Here is a 21,675-nt window from a genome sequence, read left to right on the forward strand (position 1 = left end):
CTCATCTCGTACATCACAGGTCCAACCCGATGTCCAACGCCGTCACCGAATGGGTCAACGCCCCCACGGCCAGCGAATCCACCCCGGCCGCGGCATACTCGCCGGCGACGTCCAGAGTCAGACCACCGGACGACTCCAGCAGCACACCCGGCGCGGTCTCGTCGCGCATCCGCACCGCTGCCACAGTGTCCGGTACCGCGAAGTTGTCCAGCAGCACCTGCTGTGGCGGCACGTCCACCGCCAGTACCGCGCGCAACTGGTCCAGGTCATCGACTTCGACCTCGCACCACAGTGCCGGGTTGTCCGCTCGGACCGCCAGGTAGGCGGCGACGACTCCCCCACCCGCGACGACGTGGTTGTCCTTGACCATGGCCTGGTCGGAGAGGTTGTAGCGGTGTGGGGTCCCCCCTCCGTGCACGACAGCCCGCTTCTGCAGCAGCCGCAGTCCCGGCAGCGTCTTACGGGAGTCCCGCACGACAGTTCCTGCTCCCGGACAAGTAGTAGAAGAAGGAGGAGAAACAGCCTCCACCCATGCGGCGGTGTGCGTCGCCACACCTGAGGCGTGGGACAATACGTTGAGCACGGTGCGTTCCAGCTGCAGGATCGCCCGCACCGGACCGTTCAGGGTTCCCACGACCGCGCCCTCGGTGACGTGTGTGCCGTTATGCACCGGCTCCTGCAGTTCCACGCGGCCGCCGAGAACGGGGTAGGACGCTCCTGCCTCCAGGACCGCCTGGACGGCGTCGATGCCGGAGATGACTCCGTGCTGACGCGCCACCAGACGTCCGCTGCCGGTCAGGTCCTCCGGGACGGTGGCCAGGGTCGTGGCGTCCCCGGAGGCGATGTCCTCCTGCAGTGCCGCCCACGCCAGGGCAGAGAACAGGGTCGGGTCGCCGTCGAGTGCACCGAGGTCGGTCTCGGGAACTGTGGCGGTCACTCGCCCCCTCCCGGTGTGCCGACCGAGATCATCCGTTCGACGGCCTGCCTGGCCTTGTCGGCGACGTCCTCGTCGACATCGACCTCGTCAGTGCCCAGCGCAAGGCAGCGCAGCAGTGCCGCCGGGGTGATCATCTTCATGTAGGGGCAGGACGCGCGTTCGTTGACCGGTGCGAAGTCCACGTCCGGCGCCACGCCTTTGAGCTGGTGGAGCATGCCGACCTCGGTCGCGACGAGTACCTTACCCCGCCCCTCCTCGGACGCTGTGCGGGCCGAGGTCAGCATCTCACCGGTGGAGAGCATGTGGACCCGTCCCTGGTCGATCACCCCCTCGCCCGCCAGGTAGATCGCGGAGTTCGCGCAACCGCACTCCGGGTGGATGAAGAGGTCTGCGTCAGGGTTCTCCTCCGCACGGCGCGCCAGCTCCGGACCGGAGATTCCGGCGTGGACGTGGCATTCCCCGGCCCAGACATGGATGTTGTCCCGACCTGTCTGGCGTCGGACGTGGGCACCGAGGAACTGGTCGGGACCGAAGAGGATCTCCCGGTCGGCAGGCAACCCGGCCACCACATCCACGGCGTTGGAACTGGTGCAGCACACGTCGGTGAGTCCCTTCACCGCGGCGGTGGTGTTGATGTAGCTGACGACCAGGGCGTCGGGATGTTCGGACTTCCACTCGGCGAGTTCCTCTACGGTCAGGGAATCCGCCAGGGAGCATCCTGCGTCCTCGTCAGGGATCAGGACGGTCCTGTCCGGGGAGAGGATCTTGGCGGTCTCGGCCATGAAGTGCACACCGCAGAAGACGATGACCTCGGCGTCGGTCTCCGCGGCGATCCGTGACAGGGCGAGGGAGTCTCCGGTGTGGTCGGCGATGTCCTGGATCTCCGGAAGCTCGTAGTTGTGGGCCAGGATCACCGCGTTGCGCAGTTGTTTGAGACGACGGATCTCCGCGGCCCACTCCGCGTCGCCGACGATGCCCTCCCACCGTCCTATGTCCCCCTCGGGGCCGGTGTGCCCCGGAGCGCGGAAGACCCTCTCCAACAGGGGACTCCCGAATTGTTCAACAGTCGTCACAGTCATGTCCGGTGATGATATCCGAAACCACCGCACGCCGGGTGGTTTCGCGACGTATCCTCAACCTCGTGAGTACTCCACGACCTGCGGTGCGCGAGGCGGTAGCGCACCTCGACGCCCCGTTCTCCGTCCTCGATCTGGACAATGCGCTGGCCAATGCCGGTGACATGGTCCGGCGTGCGGCCGGCACCCCGATCCGGCTGGCAACGAAGTCGGTACGCATCCGACCACTGATTCAACGGCTGTTGATGATCGACGGCGTCGAGGGGTTGCTGTCCTACTCTCTCGGCGAGGCACTGTGGTTGGCCGACGAGGGTGTCAGTGACGACATTCTCGTCGCCTACCCCAGTGCCGACCGCCAGTTGCTCCACCAGTTGATGTGCGGCGAAGACTACCTGCGCTCGATCACGGTGATGGTCGACTCGGTGGAACACCTGGATTTCATCGACGCTGTCGTCCCACCGACCGAACGCGGGAACCTGCGGGTGTGTATCGACATCGACGCCTCCCTGACTGTCGGACCCGTCCATCTCGGCGCCCGACGGTCTCCGGTGCATACCGTGGAGCAGGCCCGGGCTCTCACCGAGCTCATCAGCGACCGCGACGGTTTCACCCTGGTCGGGCTGATGGCCTATGAGGGGCAGATCGCCGGGACCACGGACTCTTCACCCCTGGTCTCGGCGGTCAAACGTATCTCGGCGAAGGAGTTGGCGGGACGGCGTGCCGCCATTGTCTCCGCCGTCAGCGCCGTCGACGGTGGACTGGAGTTCGTCAACGGCGGTGGCACAGGGTCGATCGAGTCGACCGTCGCCGAGGAGGTCGTCACCGAGATCGGCGCGGGATCGGGTGTCGTCGGGCCCGGCCTGTTCGACAACTACTCCTCTTTCCGCCCCCTGTCGGCCGAGTGGTTTGTCCTGCCGGTCGTCCGGCGTCCCGCGCCGGACTTCATCACCGTCGCCGGCGGTGGACGTATCGCCTCGGGCCCTCCCGGAGCCGACCGGGTACCGGTCGTCGACTACCCGCGGGGCCTGTCCCTGACGTCCGCCGAGGGGGCCGGCGAAGTGCAGACGCCCTTGCGCGGCGACGTGGCGGCGGCGATGAACCTCGGTGACCATGTCTGGTTCCGTCACGCCAAAGCCGGTGAGCAGGCCGAGTTCACCGACTCCGTGCTCGTCGTCAGCGACGGCGACATCATCGACGAATGGCCCACCTACCGGGGTGAGGGAAGGATCTTCACATGAGATGGCACAACTGGTCCGGCGGTCAGACCGCCGACCCGGCGCGTTTCGTCCAGCCGACGACCGAGGCCGGAGTCGTCGATGTCGTCGTCCGTGCCGCCGAGGACGGTCTGCGGGTCAAGGCGGTCGGTGCCGGCCACTCGTTCACACCCGTCGCGGTGACCGACGGTGTCCTGGTCAACCTCGACCACCTCAGTGGCATCGTCTCGGTCGACAGTGAGGCGATGGAGGTCACGTTCCTCGCCGGGACCCGGTTGCGGGACGTACCCGCTCTGCTGCAGCCCCACGGACTGGCGCTGGCGAATCAGGGTGACGTGGACCCACAGTCCCTGGCCGGCGCGGTGAGCACCGGCACGCACGGCACCGGGATCGGATTGACCGGGTTCGCCGGGATGGTCCGTGGACTGCGCACCGTCACCGCGGACGGCACCGTGCACGACGTCGGTCCCGGTGATCCGCTCTTCGACCTGGGGCGGGTGTCGCTGGGGGCGTTGGGGATCACCACCCGGATCACAATGTCGGTGGTGGAGTCTTTCGTCCTGTCCGCGGTGGAGAAGGCCGAACCTCTTGCTCCCCTGGTCAGTGACTTCCCGTCACGCGCTTCAGACGTCGACCACCTGGAGTACTACTGGTTCCCCGGCACCGACGTGGCGCACGTCAAGACCAACACCCGCTACAGTCCACGGGCGGCAGCCACCGCCGGCCTGCCCGGTCCGGTGCCGCGCTGGCGGTCGGTCATCGACGACGAGCTGGTCAGCAACGCCGCCTTCGGGGCGATGTGCGGGCTGATGCACCTGGCACCACGCACGACCGGTGCAATGAACCGTCTGGCCGCGGCGACGTTGGCGCAGCGTGAGTACGCCGACACCGCGCACAATGTGTTCGTCTCTCCGCGCCGGGTCCGTTTCAACGAGATGGAGTACGCCGTCCCCCTCGCTGACGCGTCCGAGGTCCTCGCCGAGGTGCACCGGGTCATCGACACCTCACGCCTACCCGTCGGGTTCCCCGTCGAGGTCCGCTGCACCGCAGCCGACACTGTCCCGCTCTCGACGGCCAACGGCCGGCAGTCCTGCTACATTGCCGTGCACCGTTACCACCGCGACGACTACCGCGAGCTCTTCTCCGTCGTCGAGCCGGTGCTGGTCGCCGCCGGAGGACGTCCACACTGGGGCAAGCTCCACACCCTCGACCACGCCGGGCTGGCCGCCGTCCACCCCGACCTGGGCGCCGTCGCCGACCTGCGGGGGCATGTCGACCCGGAGGGGATGTTCCGTAACCCGATGGTCGACCGGGTCTTCGACCTCTAACTGAGCCGCTTCAGCCGGTTGGTCCGGCGCGTATGCAGCAGTGTGTCGGTGATGAAGACCAGCAGTGCCACCCAGATGATGGCGAACCCGACCCAGCGGGCCGGTTCAATGTGCTCACCGACCACCAGCACGGCCCAGAGCATCTGCATCACCGGAGTGAGGTACTGCAGCATCCCCAGACTGGTCAACGACAGTTCATGGGCGGCACGGGCGAAGCACAGCAACGGTAGCGCGGTGATCGCACCCGCGGTGATCAGCAGCAGGGCGTGACCGACCCCGTGCCCGCCCTGGACCATCGTGTTCTCCCCCTGGGTCTGAAGCCACGCGAGGAACAGAACCCCGACGGGCGCGAGCACCGCGGTCTCCGCCGTCAACGACTGCAGCGGTGTCAGCGGCACCCGCTTCTTCAACAGCCCGTAACCGGCGAAGGACAGGGCCAGGCCGAGCGACACCACCGGTGGCGAGCCCAGTGCCACCGTGAGGATCACGACGGCCACCCCTGCGATGCCGACGGAGACCCACTGCAGGGTTCTCAGCCGCTCCCGCAGAACCAGCACCCCCAGCAACACACTCACCAGAGGGTTGATGAAGTACCCCAGTGCGGCGTCGGCGACATGGTCGTTGTTGACCGCGTAGATGTACAGTCCCCAGTTTCCCGCGATGAGCACAGCCGCCGCCGTGATACGTAGCCAGAGCGACAACGGGATCCGTCGCGCCCACCGGAAACCGGTGGTGCACGCCATCACCACGACGACGAATGCCAGCGTCCACACGAAACGGTGGGCCAGGATCTCCATCGGCACCGCCGGGCGCAGCAGGGGGAAGAACGCGGGGAAGAACCCCCACATCAGGTAGGCGAGCACGCCCCAGATCATCGGATCTCCTTCCGGTCGGCCACGGTCACCGGACGCAAACCGAACCGTCCGTACGCGGCGTCCGGGGGCAACGCCTCCACGGCGAGGACGCCGGGGCGCTCGCTGAGCTCCTGCAGCTCCGCGGGCGTGCCGTGGACCAGAACGCCGAGGACGTCGAGCGACGGGTCGTCCAGGCCGACCCCGGCGCTCGCCGCGACCTGTTCGCGGGTGGCTGCGAAGACGTCCGCACGCCGGTGCCCGTCCGCAGGCTCCGGTATCTCCCACCGCGACTCCGCGGACAACAGGGTGGACACCCGCAGCGCGGACATGCCGGAGAAGATCTCCGCGAGTTCATCCGGGTCGGCCGGTTCGTCCGGAGACATCAGTGCCCACCGGGCGGCGTCGGGGGGCTCGGCATCCTGCACCGATTCAGCGGCCCGGGTGAGGTACTCGTCCACGGTCTCGCTGTTGTCCGGCCCGAGGACGTCACCGTTGATCGCCTGGGGACGGGACATGCGCTCCGAACTCGCCAGGGCGATAACCGTCACCGCCAGGCACACCAGACACACCACCGACAGCCACATGACCCACGCGGGCCGGCGGGTGTCCTCCCATTCCCGCCGCCGACGCACCTTACGGTTCGGCGCGATCCTGCGGGACGGACGGGATCCGGCCGATGCCATCAGTTCACCTCCCGCAGGCGGTCGAGAGCCTCGCTGAGATCCGCCGGGTACGGTGACTCGATGTCCATCCAGCTGCCGTTCGGGTGGGTGAATCCCAGGTGGACGGCATGGAGCCACTGCCGCTCCAGCCCCAGGAACTCGGTGAGCGCCGGGTCGGAGCCGTACATGGGGTCCCCACAGCACGGATGGTGCAGCGCCGAGAAATGGACCCGGATCTGGTGGGTCCGGCCGGTTTCCAGATGCACTTTCACCAGCGTCGCCTGGCGGAACGCCTCGAGGGTCTCATAGTGGGTGACGGCATGGCGGCCGTCCTCACGGACCGCAAACTTCCAGCCTGCACCGGGGTGCCGCGCGATCGGTGCGTCGATCGTCCCCACCGTCGGGTCCGGATGCCCCTGGACCAGGGCGTGGTAGGTCTTGTCCACGGTGCGGTCCCGGAACGCCCGCTTGAGCACGGTGTAGGCACGCTCGCTGGCGGCGACGACCATCACTCCGGACGTCCCGACGTCCAACCGGTGGACGATACCCTTGCGCTCCGGAGGTCCGGAGGTCGAGATGCGGAAGCCGTCGGCCGCCAGGCCGGAGGTTACCGTCGGCCCCTCCCACCCGATGGTCGGATGCGCGGCGACCCCGACCGGCTTGTTCACCGCGATGATGTCGTCGTCGGCGTAGAGAATCTCCATCCCGTCGACATGTTCGGCGGGCTCGTCGGCGAGATCCCGCTCGGGCTCGGGCAGCGTGACGTCCAGCCATGCACCGGCGACCAGCCTGTCCGACTTCCCTGCCGGACGACTGTCCTGCGTGACGTCGCCTGCCTCGGCGAGCTCGGCGACGACAGTGCGCGACAGACCAAGCAATTTCGACAGTCCGGCGTCCACGCGCATACCCGCCAACCCGTCGGGCACCGGCATCATGCGCGACTCTCTGGGCCCTACGCTCACGACGGCTGCACCTCCTGCTCCTCGGCCCGGTCCTCTTGTCTGCTCTTCCTCGGCTCAATGAGCAAGGCATACACCAGGTACACCGCCACGCCGACACAGATCGCCGCATCCGCGACATTGAAGATCGCGAAACTTCCGACCGAGACGAAGTCGACGACATGACCGTGCAGTCCACCCGGGTCCCGGAAGATCCGGTCGATCAGGTTCCCTGCCGCCCCACCGCCGATCAGCCCCACCGCAGCGACCGCCCAAGGGTTACGCACCCGGAACGCCAGAATGATGCAGATGAGCACGGCGACCATCTGGATCACGGAGAACACCACGGTGGCACCCTCGCCCATGGAGAAGGCCGCACCGGAGTTGCGGATCAGGTACAGCCGGGCGATATCGCCGATCACCGGGTACGCCGTCGTCGGCTCGAGGTTCTCCACGACGAGCCACTTGGTGAGTTGATCGACGGCGACGATGCCGATCAGCGGGAAAAGCGCCCAGGGGCGGACGTTGAAAACAGTCACGGCGTCGATCTTATCGCGTCGCCGCCTGTGGACCTCAGTTGGTGCGCCGCCAGTTGGTACGCTGACGGGCGTGCGCACTCAACGACGCGTGTCCCTGCGACGGGCACTTCTGCCGACCCTGCTGACGACCCTGCTGACCGGGTCGGTCCTTACCGCGTGTTCCTCCGATGACGACGCCTCGCCCGAAGCCCCCGTCGACGCCCCGGTATCCGGGGTGTCGGTGACCGTCGACGACACCGGCGACGCGCCGAGGGAGCCGTTGGTCTGGTTCAGCGACGCCGGGGAAAAGGAGACCGTCTTCCGTGCGACGCAGGGCTGGGGCCAGGCCACCGAGGGTGACGGCAGTGACGAGGGCGAGGACGACCTGCCCTATGACGACGTCACCATGGAGGTCCCCCTCACCTCGTCGAGCTCGACCGACGGGAATGAGCTGGAGGCCACCGTGGTGGCGGGACGCCCCACGGGGGACAACACCGACGGAAACGACGATCTGGCCACGGCTGAAGGGTTCACCATGAACCAGAAGTACAACCAGGACGGGCGGGTGACGTCCCGTGGATTCTCCGCCCCGGAAGGCGCCTCGGACGCAGCGCGGTCCAATGTGGAGCGGTCCTTCACCCAGATGACCGACATTCCGGTCGTCTTTCCCGCCGACGACCTCGGTACCGGCGCACGATGGACCGTGACCGGACAGGTCGACGACCCGATGCTCGGTGTCTCGATGCGACAGGGCGTCACCTACACCCTGTTGTCACGGGAAGGCTCGCGCATCGAACTGGATGTCGACGTCGAACGCACCCCCTCAGTCCAGAGGATGTCGGGTTCCGACCTGACCGTCACCGATTCCAGCAGTGAATCCAACGGAAACATCACCGTCGACCTGCGACGCCCGGTGCCGGTGTCGGGCATGATCGAGACCACGACCAGCGTGACCTACGGTGAGACCGACTCCCCGGTCACCGTCGTGCAGACCTCGCGCACGAGGTCAAGCTGGGAACCTGCTTAAGCCGCAGGGGCAGCAGGTGCGTCGCCCTCCGGAGCCGGTGCATCGCCCGCCGGTGCCGGGGCGTCCTCGAGGAACGGTGCGCATGTGTCGGGGACCTGGTCCGGAGCCACGTTGCTGACCAGGGTGCAGGCCCATTCCTGAGACAGCTTCCACTGGCCGTTGTCGTTGACAAACTTCACGCCGTCCATCCTCACCGGTTCTGCGTCCGGCTGAATGAGATTCATGGTCGCGGTGACCTCCTGCGGGGTGACCCCCGGCAGGATAGGATCAACAACCTCAAACGTTGCACCGGACTCCTGCTGTGACTGAATCATCACATCGAAGAGCTCGACTGCCTGCTCCCCGTTCTCGACGGTGTCCGCCTTCTCCTCGGCGGCCACGTCCGGGGCCACTGCACGGTCGAGGATCTCGCCGAGCTCCTGGGCCGTAGGCAGCGGGGTCTGCTCGGTCGTCTGCTCAGCGGTGGTTTCTGCGGCAGTGTTGTCGTCGGCATCGTCTGAGGAACAGGCGGTCGCGGACAGGCCGGCGGTGAGGACGACGGCTGCGGCGATGGCGCGGGTTCGCTTCAATGATCTCACGGTGACGAGGCTCCTTTTGCGTGTAGATGTACAGCGGATGACGAGAGTCTACCGTCGAACAGGCGGTAGCCTTGAAATCCGTGACTGACACGACTGCTGATACGCCCACCGTGCTCGCCACGGGCGGCACGATCTCCTGCACTTCAGACGCCCTCGGTGACCTGGTGCCCACCCGGGGCATCCGTACTCTCCTCGACGACGCCGGCGTCCCCTTGTCGTCCGTGACGGCGCGGGACGTCCTGCGGCTCGATTCGTCGACGATGGGGCTCGCTGACCTCGACGCGCTTCTCGCTGAGATCCACGCAGCCCGAGAATACGGGCCCGTTGTCGTCACCCACGGCACCGACTCCATGGAGGAAACCGCCATGGCCGTCGACCGGCTCATCGGAGGCAGGGTCGTCCTCACGGGCGCCCAGCGGCCAGCGGACGACCCTTCTCCCGACGGACCACGTAATCTCCGCGACGCCGTGGCAGCGACCTCGCGCTCTGACGCCCCGAGCGTGGTTTTCGGCGGACGGAGGACCCCCGCCTACGGTGTCCGGAAGATCCACACCACTGCAGATGTGGCTTTCAATGCCCCTCCGATCCCCCGTCCTGCGGCCCTGGCTTCGGCACCGGTCCCGTTGGACGGTCTTCGGGTTGACGTCGTCGCAGCGTACCAGGGTGCCGACCCTGCCGCGGTCGGGTCGGCGCTGAGGGCAGGGGCCGACGGTATCGTCATCGCCGCTTTCGGTTCCGGAAATGTCGGTGTCCTGGCCGACGGGGTCGCCGATGCCCTGGCAGACGGGATCCCTGTGGTGGTGGCGAGCCGGGTCCCGGCGGGCGGAGTGCAGCTGGTCTACGGCGGCGCGGGTGGTGGACGCAGCCTCGCCAGGGCAGGGATCCGGTCCGCCGGTGAGCTCACCCCGCCACAGGCGCGGATGGAGCTCCTGTGCGAACTCGCGGTCAAACGCGCACAGCTACGCCACTAGCGGAGACTGTCCAGCGGATCGGCGGGACGGAGAGCCGGGTCATCGACTGCCAATGACCTCGCCTTTCCAGGACCCGTCGACCGGGTCTCGAACCGTATGCTCACCACTCCTGCACCAGTTCCCTGTACCCAACCGTGCCCGAACTCCGCGTGGTGCACATCCACGGTCGGCCGCCAGGACGTCGGCTGCATGTCGTGGTCCTCGTCCTGCTGGCCCGTCGTCTCATCCGCCACATCGTTGATCTCTGGCGCAGTAGTGACCTCTGCTTCCAGGTCGGCCACGCCTGATTCAGGGAAAAGGACTGCCTGGCGTTCCTCGGTGAGACCGGAGAGGCTCACACCCACCAGACGTACCGCACCGGAGACTTCGGGGCGTGGGACAACCGAGCGTGCTGCCGCGATGATTTCGTCCACGTCATCTGTGGGTGTGATCAGGGTCGTGGACCGGGTGTGGGCCTTGAAGTCCGCGGTCCGGGTCTTCACCGTCACCGTCCTCGCCGCGCGTCCGTCACCGAGCAGACGGTCCCGTGCCGCGGTAGCCGCACGTACCAGGACCGGGTCGACGTCCGCGGTCGTCGTCGCGTCTGTCTCGAGTGTGCGCTCCGCAGACACCTGTTTGGCGCGGGCGCGGGGGGCGACAGGTCGTGAATCCTGCCCGCGGGCGTATCCCTGAACCTGCAGCCCCACCGAGCCGAGCAACCCTTTGACGTCGACATCGTCCATGTCGGTGAAGTCACCGATCGTCGTGACACCGACTTCTGCCAGCTTGTTCTGTGCGACCGGTCCGATGCCCCACAACTCACCGACCGGACGGGTCGCAAAAACCTCCGCTCTCCGTTCGACGCCCACGACTGTCACACCATGGGGCTTGGCGAGGTCAGACGCCATCTTGGCATCTAGCTTCGTCGACGCCACGCCGATGGAACACGGCAGTCCGACCTCATCATCCACCCGTGCCTGCAGCTCCCGCGCCCAGCCCTCAACCTCCTGGGGGCTGCGTCCCGCCAAGGATTCGGGCTCGACGAAACCTTCGTCGACACTCAGCTGCTCGACGGTGTCGCCTTCCCTTCCCAGCAACTCGAAGACCTGTGCGGAGACAGCGGAGTACACCGCGAACCGTGGTGTCACGACGACAGCTTTGCCACGACACAACCGGACTGCCTGCTGCATGGGCATGGCGGACCTGGCTCCGTACACACGGGATTCGTATGAGGCACCTGCGACAACACCGCGTCCTGAAGCACCACCGACCAGGACCGGACGACCCGCCAGCGTTGGCCTCGTCAACTGTTCGACCGAGGCGAAGAACGCGTCCATGTCGAGGTGGACCACCCACCGCTGCCTGGTGTTCATGCCACCGATTCTAGGCAGTACGTTCCCTGGTGCCCTCAAAAAGGCACCAGCTCTTCCACCTCTGCCTCCGCTACGGCGTCTTCAATGTCGGCGAGCCACCGCAACCTCGCCGCATTATGGCTCGCCAGGGTCCGCACCTTACGGTGCAGCCGCGAGTCGAAATCGAGGACAGCATCTGCCAAAGGTCCTGTCGGCGTCGAGACGTAGACATGACCGTCCTCCACGCTGGTCCACCAGTCCGAGCCGTCCGGATTGAGGGTGACGTCGTACAGCCCCCGGGTCTTGAGACTGTGGCACCCGGGACACAGGGAGTGCATCGCCCACGTCGCTGTCTTTCCGCCCGGAGAGACGCCCTCGGTATCGCCGTCTCCGCCAGTCCACCGGGTGACGTGGTCGAGTTGGGCTGTGGCGGCAGGGCTGTCGCATCCCGGGAACCTGCAGGTGCCGTCTCTGCCCGCGTCGGTCGCGCGCTGATGCTCGGACGGAGAATAGCTGGCGACCTCACTGTGGCCGACGATGCACAGGTCGGTGACCCGCGCCATCCACCGCTCAGTGGCGACCTCGTGCAGCCAGGTGCTCTCCAGGTGCATCCGACCGTTGTCGAGATCCCGGTAACAGTTCAGCGTGACAGAGACGTCACCCGCCCTGCCGTGCACCAGGTCAAGCAGGGCGCGGGACCTGCTACATGTCCGGGAGGCGGCAACCGCGTCGATGATGCGGATCATGCCTAACCCCTCGTCTGTCGGAACAGTGACATGGAAGGTCGTCGCCGCATCTCCGCGGGTATCCACCGTGAAGTCGAGCTGATGCTGCGGCGGTGGCGGTTCACCCCGGCCTTCCGGGTCAAGAGGACGTGCCGACGGCTGGATTTCGGCAACGACCTGCTGCGCTAGTCGACGCAGCGTGACTACCCCCGGCACGGCTTGACGAGGCGTGACGGGGGTCACCAGAGCCACAACGCCCCGCTCGACCTCGTCGAGGTGCTCGTCATCCACTGCCGCAACCGAGTCAGCGAGTGTCCGAAGGTGGTCGAAGGAGAAAGCACCACCCTGCAGATGTCGCCCCAACACTCTCATCCGGGTGATCATCGTGCCGATGTCACAGTAGGCCAGCGCCTTCCCCTTGGAGACCCCGAGCCCCACGGACAGGTTCCTGACATGGCGCGACACTTCGCTGGACGGTGACGGTGCCGCGTCACGCGCTATGTCGAGCTCAAGTCGGTTGATCTCCCTCTTCGCGCTGTACATGGGCTCCTGGACACTCACCGCCCAGCACGGCTCATCAAGGTTCTCCTCGACATATTCGACATCACAGTCGAAGCACAGCTCCTCGTAATCACGTTCGATAACGCTGAGATCCGCCCTGCCCTGCACCATGATCTTCCCCTCATCATCCTGGACACCACCCTCACTACCTTTTACGGTACCGAACTTATGTTCGATTATCAAGAAGGGAAGAACCCCGGACGGATTCCCGTCCGGGGTGTGGGGTGGGGTTACACCTTCACGAGGTCAGCAGACACACCGTCGCCCACGTCATGAGACAGAGACTCTCCGACGACAACCGACACCGACGTCGCCAAGACCTCACCGGCGATCGTCTCGGTGTGCTCATCAGCCCAGGCCTTCTTCTCCTCCGGCACAGACAGGGTCAGCGTAATGCGGTCCGAGACGTCGAAACCGGACGCCTTCCGAGCGTCCTGAACGCCACGGACCCGGTCCGCTGCCCATCCCTCCGCCTCGAGCTCCGGCGTCACGGTGGTGTCAAGGACGACGAGACCGTCCCCACCCGGGATCTCGGCGGTGTTCTCCGGGTCAACCGCCACGAGTTTGCGGCTGAACTCACCGTCGATCAGCTCGATGCCGTCAGCCGTGACGGTCCCGTCGTCTGCGACAGTGTAGTTGCCCGTCTTGACGGCCTTGATCACCTTCTGGACGTCCTTGCCCAGACGCGGGCCGGCAGCACGGGCATTGACCACCACGTCAAAGCGTCCCACGGACGAAACATCATCGGTCAGCCTCACAGACTTGACGTTCACCTCGTCACGGATGATCGACGCAAAGTCTTCCAGTGCGCCCGACTCCGGCAGCGCCACTGTGAGCCCCGGCAACGGTAGACGGTTGCGCAGCTTATGGGACTTACGCAACGACGACGTCGCCGAGCACACGCCCCGCACGGCGTCCATCGAGGCCACCAACGCCTCGTCCGCGGGAAGATCATCCGCCGACGGCCAGTCGGTGAGATGCACCGAACGTTCACCGGTCAGGCCCCGCCAGATGACCTCCGTGGTCATCGGCAGCAACGGAGCCGCAATGCGACACAGCGTCTCCAGTACCGTGTACAGGGTGTTGAACGCTTCCGGGTGCCCGTTCTCGCCGGAGTCCCCCGCCCAGAAGCGGTCGCGGGACCGCCTGACATACCAGTTGGTCAACACGTCACAGAACTGGCGGATCTCATCCGTGGCGGAGGCGATGTCCGTCGCGTCCAACGCACCGGTGACCGCCGACACGGTGTCGTGGAGCTTCGCGAGGATGTACCGGTCGAGCACGTTCGTCGAAGTGGTATCCCACTGCGCCGGGGTGTGGGCGTACAGCCGCAGGAAGGAATAGGCGTTCCACATCGGCAGCATCGCCTGGCGGACACCTTCACGGATCCCCTGTTCCGTCACGATGAGGTTACCGCCACGCAGGATCGGCGAACTCATAAGGAACCACCGCATCGCATCCGAGCCGTCCCGGTCGAAGACCTCGTTGACGTCGGGGTAGTTACCCTTCGACTTCGACATCTTCAATCCGTCGTCGCCCAGCACAATGCCGTGCGACACCACCTTGGTGAACGCAGGGCGGTCGAACAACGCGGTGGACAACACGTGCAGCAGGTAGAACCAGCCACGGGTCTGCCCGATGTACTCCACGATGAAGTCCGCCGGGGAATGGGTGTCGAACCACTCCTTGTTCTCGAACGGGTAGTGCACCTGCGCGAAAGGCATCGAGCCCGAGTCGAACCACACGTCCAGGACGTCAGGGACGCGACGCATCGTTGACTGTCCTGTGGGATCGTCAGGGTTCGGCCGGGTCAGCTCGTCGATGTAGGGACGGTGCAGCGACTCAGGACGCACCCCGAAATCCGCCTCCAGCTCATCGAGCGAGCCGTACACGTCGATGCGCGGGTACTGGTCGTTGTCGGACACCCACACCGGGATCGGCGACCCCCAGTACCGTGAGCGGGAGATGTTCCAGTCGCGCGCTCCCTCGAGCCACTTGCCAAACTGGCCATCCCGGATGTGCTCCGGGATCCACTCGATCTGCTCGTGGTTCAGCTCCACCATCCTGTCCCGGAACGTGGAGACGGACACGAACCAGCTGGGCAGCGCCATATAGATCAGCGGCTCGCCGGAACGCCAGGAGTGCGGGTAGGAGTGCTCGATGGTCTGGTGGCGCACCACCCGTCCCGCGGCCTTGAGGTCACGGATGATGTCCTTGTTCGCGTCGAAGACCAGCTGTCCCTCGTAGTCAGGCACGAGGGAGGTGAACTTGCCGTCCATGTCCACCGGCACGACGGTGTCGATCCCTGCTGCATTGCAGGTGATCATGTCATCCTCACCGAAGGCGGGGGCCTGGTGGACGATACCGGTACCGTCCTCGGTGGTGACGTAGTCCGCGGCCAGGATGCGGAACGGTCGCTTCTCCCCCAGCCCGGCACGGTCGGCGAAGTAACCGAAGATCGGCTCATAGGTCAGTCCGACCAACTGCTCGCCGGTGAACTCGGCCACCACCGCCGCTGCCTCGCCCAGCTCACTGCCGTAGGCGGTCATCAGGTCCCTGGCGAGCAGGACGGTGCGTCCGGCGACTGCCTCAGCACCGTCATCAGCGACCTCGACCAGCACATAGATGACAGACGGGTTGACCGCCAGGGCGAGGTTCGACGGCAACGTCCAGGGTGTCGTCGTCCACGCCAGCGCCGACGCCTCGGCAAGCTCCGGGTGCGCAGCCAGCGTCTCCACCGCCGCGGTACCTGGATGCGCTCCGGTGACCGGGAACGTGACTGTCAGGGTGGGGTCCTGACGCATCTTGTAGGAGTCGTCCAGGCGGGTCTCCTGGTTGGACAACGGCGTGTGCTCAGCCCACGAGTAGGGCAGCACCCGGAAACCCTGGTAGATCAGACCCTTGTCGTACAGGTTCTTGAAGGCCCAGATCACCGACTCCATGTACGACAGGTCCATGGTCTTGTACCCGTTGTCGAAGTCCACCCACCGGGCCTGGCGGGTGACGTAGTCCTTCCACTCGTCGGTGTAGCGCAGCACCGACTTCGCGCAGTACTCGTTGAAAGACGCCAGCCCCATCTTCTCGATGTCACCCTTGTCGGTGATGCCGAGCTGCTTCTCCGCCTCCAGCTCCGCGGGAAGGCCGTGGGTGTCCCAGCCGAAGACACGCGGGACACGGTAACCGCGCATGGTCTTGTAACGCGGGACGATGTCCTTGACGTAGCCGGTCAACAGGTGCCCGTAGTGCGGGAGACCATTGGCGAACGGCGGGCCGTCGTAGAAGATGTACTCCGGCGCGCCCTCGCGGTTGTCGAGGGACGCCTGGAAGGTGTCGTCCTGCTTCCAGTAGTCGAGGACGGAGCGTTCCATCGTCGGGAACGAACTGGTGCCGTTCGACATGTCGGTGTGCGGGTACGCTCCGCCGGCGGGGGTGGTCATCGCGGACTCCTCGTAAGGTCGTGTGCTTTCTCACGGTCCGCGGGGACGTCGCCTGTGCCGGCAACGCGGTACCACCCCGCTTGGGCTCCCCGGCGACACCGCCGTGCCGGGAAATCCCGCTTGTTCCTACGGCTGTGACGTGCCGCGACCACGTCCGGTTCTACTCGGCCCGCCCAGTCCGGGGCACGCCTTTCTTCCGGATCGCTCCCCGGTGATGGCCGGATCACAGCGATTGAAAAACCCCGCACGGCGGTGCGGGGCCGGTCAGACATGAAGTATACGCCTCATCGTCTTCGGTGGAGAAACAGGTCGACGACGAAGAGACGATCCCTACGGCCGCCACTCCGATGCAGATCCACGCCCACAACGCCGACCCCACATAGAGGGCGACGAGTAGGGCGAGGAACCCCAGGAGGGACATCAAGAGAGACAGTGCGAGCATCGTTACCGCCGTCCGCCGTCCACGCCGTTGACCGGAGAACTACTTCTCGCTGAAGTCGATGTTGGAGTTCGGTGCCGCGGTGCTGCGGCTGTTGAGCTCCTCCAGCTGGGACTCCAGGAAGGTCTTCAGGCGGGTACGGTACTCCCGCTCGTAGGTGCGCAGTTCCTCGATCCGGCTCTCCAGCGCGGTCTGCTGCTTCTTCACCGTGGTCATGATCTCGGTGTGCTTGCGCTCTGCATCCTGCTGCAGGGCGTCCGCCTTCTCCTGGGCGGCACGGACCTGGGCCTCGGACTGGGCGGTCGCGTCGGAGATCAGGGTCTCGGACTTCTGCGTAGCATCGGCGACGAGCGTGTCAGCCTTCTGCTGTGCCTCGGCCACCGTCTTGCGTGCCTTCTGGTCGGCCTCGGCGAGCTGCTTCTCAGAACGCTTCTGTGCGTCCGACAGCTGCGAGCTGGCCTTCGAGTTGGCCTCCTCGAGGGTCCGGTTGGCTTCACCACGTGCGTCGTCCAGCATGGCCTGGGACTCGGACTTGGCGTCACCGGTGAGCCGGTCAGCCATCTCCTGCGCCATGCTCAGCACGCGGGCAGCCTGCATGTGGGTATCGGCGTTGGCGGTGCCGGACTCCTGTGCCGTCCCGGTGGCCGGTGCCTGAGCAGCAGCCGCCGCCGGAGCCTGAGCGGCCTGCGACGACGCAGCCTCGGCACGCTTCTCGGCGTCAGCGGCCTTGTTCTCCGCAGCGTGGCACGCTTCTCCGCTGCGGCGGTGGCGTCCTGCGCCTTCTTCAGCTCGGCTTCGAGCTCGGTGACCCGGGCGCGGGCCTCCTCGAGTTCAGCCGTCAACTCGGAATCATCGGACGACGCGGGGGCAGCAGCCGGGGCCGCGGCAGTTGCGCCGGTCCCCACCTGCCCACGGAGGTCATCATTCTCGTCCTGGAGTTCGGCAAGCGTGTCTTCGACGAGATCGAGGAACTGGTCAACCTCGTCCTCGTTGTAGCCACGCTTGCCGATCGGCGGCTTGCTGAATGCCACGTTATGAACGTCAGCGGGAGTCAACGGCATCGGTAGTTCCCTTCACAGTCGATATGTTCCGCCGGCCGAGGGGGCCGGCGGCGAGTCAGTCACGATCTTATCAGCGACCACGTCCACAAGGCTTCAGGTTCAACCTTATGTGCAGTCTTTCAGGTCAGTTATACAGGAGGGGTTTTCCCACCTGCAAGAATGTCAGGGCAGAAGCACACCCACACGGTCGGTCACGCCTGCGCGGCAATACTCATCAGGATCGTGATGAGAATCGAGATCCCGAAGAAGAGTACGAGGACCGACACATCCAGCGCGACGCCGCCCAACCGGAGAGGTGGGATGACCCGGCGCAACGGACGCACCACGAAGTCGGTGAGCACGAAGATCGGCTCGGCGACCAGAGCGAACCGACGTGAGGGCCGCCACTGTCGGGAGAAGGAACGGATCATCTCGATGATGACCCGCGCGAGGAGGATGAACCAGTACAGCCTCAGGAGCAGTGCGATGAGATAGAGAGTTGTGGCCACGGTGTTCTACTGGTCCTCCACCAGCTGGTCGAGCTGGCTCTGGTCTAGGGTCACGGAGGCGGGGATGAGGGCGAAGTTACGCAGCCCGCCGAGCTTCTTCAGTGTACCGTCCAGCCCCTTGGCGAGCCCGACGGAGAAGTCCAGCACGCGGCTGGCCTCGGCCTTCTCCATCCCAGAAAGGTTCAGCACGACGATGTCCCCTGCCTTGAACTCCGTCGCCAACTCCCCTGCCTGCTGGAACGAACTCAGCGCCAGGCGGACGACCTGCGGCTCGCGAGCGGGTGTCGCCGGCACCGGTGCGACAGGGGCCGCGCCCACGTCGGCACGACGTGACGGTCGGGACGAACGGTAGTCGTAGTCGGAGCGGTCGGAACGGTCGGAACGACTCACCCGGTCCGGGCGCTCAGATCGCTCGACCCGGTCTCCGCGGTCGCGGTCGTAGTCCCGCTCCCGGTCGTCCTCGCGGTCCTGGTACCGCCCCGACTGCCGGTAACCGCCGCGGTCCTCCTCGAACTCGTCGCGGTAATACGGGTCATCGAAGCTGTCAACGTCACCGAAGCCGAAGAAATCCTTGACCTTCCCGGTGATTCCGTCTGCCATGGTCTGTCTCGCTTTCTCTGGGATGTGTCGTACGCGGGTCGTCTGCTGTCAAAAATACCGGGAAGTGGCGTCAGACGTCAGGAATCCAGACCACCGAGGCCTGGCGTCCTGTCCGTCCTTCTCTCCGGTACGAAAAGAAGTTCTCCTCGGAGACCGTGCTCCGCGGGTCCGCGTCGACTGACGTGATCCCGGCGCCGAGCAGCTGCCGGGTGATGCCGGCACGGATGTCCAGCCCCGGAGTGCCCCGGGTCGTGGTCGTCCGGGATCCGGGCAACCGTTCCTCGACGTCCCTGGCCATCTCCTCGGGAACCTCGTAGTCCTCGCCGGCGGCCGCTGCACCCAGCAGTGCATGGATCCTGGCGGGGACGGCACCGAGCTCCGTCATCGCGGCGACGGTCGCCGGCACCACTCCGTTGCGTGCCCCCATCCGCCCGGCGTGCACGGCGGCGACGACACCTGCCTCCTCGTCGGACAGGAGGAGCGGGACGCAGTCGGCGGTCAGGACGACCAGTGCGATACCGGGCTCCCTGGTCACCAGCGCATCAGTGAACTCGACGGGCCCGCCGTCAAGGGACTCGAGCAGCTCGCCGGTCACCTCAGTGACATTCGGCGAGTGGATCTGCTCCATGTAGACCATCCGCTCGGGAGGTACACCGATCAACTCCGCCAGCCGCAACCGGTTGGCAGCCACATGGGAGGCGTCGTCGCCGACGTGGTCAGCGAGGTTGAAGGAGGAGAAATCCCCCGACGACGACCCACCGTGCCGGTCGGTCACCACCTTGCGGACACGACGGTCAGAGGAAGGTCGGGACATCGAGATCGTCATCCCCCTCATCTCCACGGTCGTCACGACGGGTGTCCCGACGGTCGTCGTTCGAGGTGAACAGCCCCGAGGAGTTCGGCGACTCCGACGACCCCGGGACGCCGGACCGGGAACGGCGGGTGAAGCTGCTCGAGCCGGTGCTCTGCGGCTGTGCCTCGGTCCGCTGGGCCGCGGGGGCGTCGTCCCCGTTGAAGATGCCGGGCTGGGACTGCTGCGGCTGTTCAGCGGCGGACGCTGTACCGGCACCGTTCTCCGGTGCACGGTGCTGCCCACGACGCGGTGTCGCGGTCACGTTCGGGGAGTCGTCGAAGCCCGTGGCGATGACGGTCACACGGACCTCGTCGCCCAGCTGGTCGTCGATGATGGTGCCGAAGATGATGTTGGCGTCCTCGTCGGCGAGGTCCTGGACGATCGTGGCCGCCTCATTGACCTCGAAGAGTCCCAGGTCGGACCCGCCGGCGAAGGACAGCAGCACGCCCTTGGCACCCTGCATGGTCGTCTCCAGCAGCGGGGAGTTGATCGCCAGCTCGGTCGCCTTACGGGCACGGTCGTCGCCGCGTGAGCTGCCGATGCCCATCAGGGCCGAGCCCGCGTCGGTCATCACCGAGCGCACGTCGGCGAAGTCCACGTTGATCACGCCGGGAGTGGTGATCAGCCGGGTGATGCCCTCGACACCGGAGTGCAGGACCTCGTCGGCCTTGCGGAAGGCGTCCATCAGCTGGAGATCCGCGTCGCCCATCTTCAGCAGGCTGTCGTTCGGGATGACGATGAGTGTGTCGCAGACGTCACGCAACGCCTCGATCCCCTCGAGTGCCTGCTTGGAACGACGCTGCCCCTCGAAGGTGAACGGCCGGGTGACGACGCCGACAGTGAGCGCACCCTTCTTCTTGGCGATGTTCGCGACCACCGGCGCGGCACCCGTCCCGGTGCCGCCACCCTCACCACAGGTCACGAAGACCATGTCGGAACCTTCGATGACCTCCTCGATCTGCTCCTTGTGGTCCTCCGCCGACTTCCGTCCGACCTCGGGGTTCGCGCCGGCGCCGAGACCGCGGGTCTCCGCCTGGCCGATGTCCAGCTTGGTGTCCGCGTCGGTGAGCAGGAGTGCCTGCGCGTCTGTGTTGATCGCGACGAACTCCACACCCTGGAGATTCGCGTCGATCATCCTGTTCACGGCATTGACACCACCGCCACCGACACCGACGACGGTGATCTTGGCGAGGTGGTTGTCGTAGAGGGTCATGGTGTGCGCTCTCTTTCCCGGGGGTGCCTGTTGTGCTGTCGCTCTAACTCTGCGACCAATTGTGTGTGACACGGCGGTGATTTCCGCGCACATTTTTCTTGCGTGTCGTATCCCTCAACGTCGGGTTGAGAGTTGTCGGGGCGGTTCAGTCGCGTACCGAGGGCAGTGCGGGGTTGGAGACATTCCACCGCTGCCCCTCCCTGGTGAGCACCACCCGTGTCGCCTCTGCCTTCTCCTCGGCACGGTCGGCGGAACCCCAGTACACCTCGCGCCCCTCGGCGAAGCGCAGGGTGACCTCCTCCGCAGACGACGCGTCGACCTCCTCCACCGTCCCGCGGAGCTCGTCCGGCAAGGCCCCGAGCACTGTGCCCGCCGCCTGAAGAGCGCCGGAGTCGTCGGCGGACGCCTGCACCGGCACCGCCCCCTCCGGACTCTCACCACGGAGGAAGACACGGCCACGTTCGTTGATCACCAGCGGACCATCGTCCCCGTCAACGACACCGACGGCGTTGTACTCGGTGATGTTCACCCGCACGCCCGACGGCCAGTCACGGGAGACGGTCACCTTCTCGACCCAGGGCAGCTCGGAGACGGTCCTCGCCGCGTCACCGGTGTCGGCGAACAGCAGGTTCTGCCCCTCCACCGGAGACGCCGCGGAGATGACCTCTTCCGGTGTCAGGTGCCCTGTCCCCTCGACATCGATGGTACGGACCTGGAACAACGGGCTGAACACGACGACGGCCGCGAGGACCACGAGCAGGCCGAGGGCCCCCAGGACGACGGCGAGCCTGCGCCGTCGACGGGGGTCCCGCCGCCCCTTCCGCCGTGCCCGGGCGGCACGGGTGTCACTGCTCGCCATCGGAC

The 21,675-nt window shown here is 66.3% G+C and carries 20 protein-coding genes and 1 pseudogene; 4 read left to right on the forward strand and 17 right to left on the reverse strand.

The genetic code is table 11. From position 1 onward, the window contains the following. Positions 1-13: 13 nt before the first annotated feature. Positions 14-937: a carboxylating nicotinate-nucleotide diphosphorylase gene (gene nadC / locus BJF89_RS13115; RefSeq protein WP_083650792.1), complete on the reverse strand. Its 924-nt coding sequence runs from the start codon at positions 935-937 to the stop codon at positions 14-16. Beyond that, on the reverse strand, positions 934-2,016 hold the full coding sequence (gene nadA, locus BJF89_RS13120) for a quinolinate synthase NadA (RefSeq protein WP_075815536.1): 1,083 nt from the start codon (positions 2,014-2,016) through the stop codon (positions 934-936). The genes nadC and nadA overlap by 4 nt, the downstream gene beginning before the upstream one ends. Before the next feature lie 62 nt (positions 2,017-2,078). Between nadA and BJF89_RS13125 the strand changes: the two genes are divergently transcribed. Next, the gene (locus tag BJF89_RS13125) at positions 2,079-3,251 is read left to right on the forward strand and encodes an amino acid deaminase/aldolase (protein ID WP_255372650.1); all 1,173 of its coding nucleotides are present in this window, start codon (positions 2,079-2,081) and stop codon (positions 3,249-3,251) included. Continuing rightward, a complete protein-coding gene (locus BJF89_RS13130) occupies positions 3,248-4,555 on the forward strand; it encodes a D-arabinono-1,4-lactone oxidase (protein ID WP_075815540.1) in 1,308 nt (435 codons plus the stop codon). Before BJF89_RS13125 ends, BJF89_RS13130 begins: the two co-directional genes overlap by 4 nt. Here BJF89_RS13130 and rarD read toward each other — a convergent pair. The 4 genes from rarD to lspA are packed head-to-tail and all read right to left on the reverse strand — an operon-like array spanning position 4,552 to position 7,548. Then, positions 4,552-5,430, reverse strand: coding sequence for an EamA family transporter RarD (gene rarD / locus BJF89_RS13135; protein WP_075815542.1), 879 nt, complete (start codon positions 5,428-5,430; stop codon positions 4,552-4,554). The genes BJF89_RS13130 and rarD overlap by 4 nt on opposite strands. Beyond that, positions 5,427-6,092 carry a hypothetical protein gene (locus BJF89_RS13140; RefSeq protein ID WP_075815544.1) on the reverse strand — a complete coding sequence of 222 codons (666 nt, stop codon included), beginning with the start codon at positions 6,090-6,092 and terminating at the stop codon, positions 5,427-5,429. The genes rarD and BJF89_RS13140 overlap by 4 nt, the downstream gene beginning before the upstream one ends. After that, entirely contained in the window at positions 6,092-7,003 is a 912-nt protein-coding gene (locus BJF89_RS13145) for an RluA family pseudouridine synthase (protein ID WP_075815698.1), read from the reverse strand. Before BJF89_RS13145 ends, BJF89_RS13140 begins: the two co-directional genes overlap by 1 nt. Positions 7,004-7,029: 26 nt before the next feature. After that, positions 7,030-7,548, reverse strand: a complete 519-nt coding sequence (lspA, locus tag BJF89_RS13150; RefSeq protein ID WP_075815546.1) for a signal peptidase II — start codon at positions 7,546-7,548, stop codon at positions 7,030-7,032. Positions 7,549-7,618: 70 nt separating this feature from the next. Here lspA and BJF89_RS13155 point away from each other — a divergent pair, with 70 nt between their 5' ends. Then, positions 7,619-8,554 (forward strand): hypothetical protein, encoded by a 936-nt coding sequence (locus BJF89_RS13155; RefSeq protein ID WP_255372651.1) that lies wholly within the window; start codon positions 7,619-7,621, stop codon positions 8,552-8,554. On the opposite strand, the gene BJF89_RS13160 is transcribed toward BJF89_RS13155, so the two are convergent. Further along, positions 8,551-9,132, reverse strand: a complete 582-nt coding sequence (locus BJF89_RS13160) for a hypothetical protein (RefSeq protein ID WP_369803727.1) — start codon at positions 9,130-9,132, stop codon at positions 8,551-8,553. The two genes, BJF89_RS13155 and BJF89_RS13160, sit on opposite strands and share 4 nt — an antisense overlap. Positions 9,133-9,212: 80 nt before the next feature. Here BJF89_RS13160 and BJF89_RS13165 point away from each other — a divergent pair, with 80 nt between their 5' ends. Further along, entirely contained in the window at positions 9,213-10,103 is an 891-nt protein-coding gene (locus tag BJF89_RS13165; protein ID WP_075815548.1) for an asparaginase, read from the forward strand. Here the strand turns inward: BJF89_RS13165 and BJF89_RS13170 are convergent. The 10 genes and pseudogenes from BJF89_RS13170 to BJF89_RS13210 all read right to left on the reverse strand — a co-directional run bounded on the left by BJF89_RS13170 (position 10,100) and on the right by BJF89_RS13210 (position 21,670). Beyond that, complete coding sequence (locus tag BJF89_RS13170; RefSeq protein ID WP_075815549.1) at positions 10,100-11,455, reverse strand: DNA polymerase IV; 1,356 nt, start codon at positions 11,453-11,455, stop codon at positions 10,100-10,102. The two genes, BJF89_RS13165 and BJF89_RS13170, sit on opposite strands and share 4 nt — an antisense overlap. Positions 11,456-11,490: 35 nt before the next feature. Beyond that, positions 11,491-12,903, reverse strand: a complete 1,413-nt coding sequence (locus BJF89_RS13175; protein WP_083650796.1) for an HNH endonuclease signature motif containing protein — start codon at positions 12,901-12,903, stop codon at positions 11,491-11,493. Positions 12,904-12,950: 47 nt separating this feature from the next. Then, positions 12,951-16,157 (reverse strand): isoleucine--tRNA ligase, encoded by a 3,207-nt coding sequence (gene ileS / locus BJF89_RS13180; RefSeq protein WP_075815551.1) that lies wholly within the window; start codon positions 16,155-16,157, stop codon positions 12,951-12,953. A 223-nt stretch (positions 16,158-16,380) separates the two neighbouring features. After that, positions 16,381-16,578 (reverse strand): hypothetical protein, encoded by a 198-nt coding sequence (locus BJF89_RS18295; protein ID WP_187344718.1) that lies wholly within the window; start codon positions 16,576-16,578, stop codon positions 16,381-16,383. A 60-nt stretch (positions 16,579-16,638) separates the two neighbouring features. Next, positions 16,639-17,657, reverse strand: a pseudogene (locus BJF89_RS19875) (DivIVA domain-containing protein). 191 nt (positions 17,658-17,848) lie between these two features. Continuing rightward, positions 17,849-18,145: a YggT family protein gene (locus BJF89_RS13190; protein ID WP_075815553.1), complete on the reverse strand. Its 297-nt coding sequence runs from the start codon at positions 18,143-18,145 to the stop codon at positions 17,849-17,851. A gap of 6 nt (positions 18,146-18,151) precedes the next feature. Beyond that, complete coding sequence (locus BJF89_RS13195; protein WP_075815555.1) at positions 18,152-18,745, reverse strand: cell division protein SepF; 594 nt, start codon at positions 18,743-18,745, stop codon at positions 18,152-18,154. 70 nt (positions 18,746-18,815) lie between these two features. Further along, positions 18,816-19,580 carry a peptidoglycan editing factor PgeF gene (gene pgeF, locus BJF89_RS13200; RefSeq protein WP_255372665.1) on the reverse strand — a complete coding sequence of 255 codons (765 nt, stop codon included), beginning with the start codon at positions 19,578-19,580 and terminating at the stop codon, positions 18,816-18,818. Beyond that, positions 19,540-20,811, reverse strand: coding sequence for a cell division protein FtsZ (ftsZ, locus tag BJF89_RS13205; protein WP_075815557.1), 1,272 nt, complete (start codon positions 20,809-20,811; stop codon positions 19,540-19,542). Before ftsZ ends, pgeF begins: the two co-directional genes overlap by 41 nt. Before the next feature lie 145 nt (positions 20,812-20,956). Further along, positions 20,957-21,670: a cell division protein FtsQ/DivIB gene (locus BJF89_RS13210; protein ID WP_075815559.1), complete on the reverse strand. Its 714-nt coding sequence runs from the start codon at positions 21,668-21,670 to the stop codon at positions 20,957-20,959. Between the last annotated feature and the right edge of the window lie 5 nt (positions 21,671-21,675).

It is taken from the genome of Corynebacterium sp. CNJ-954 (assembly GCF_001942345.1).
Classification (GTDB): Bacteria; Actinomycetota; Actinomycetes; order Mycobacteriales; family Mycobacteriaceae; genus Corynebacterium.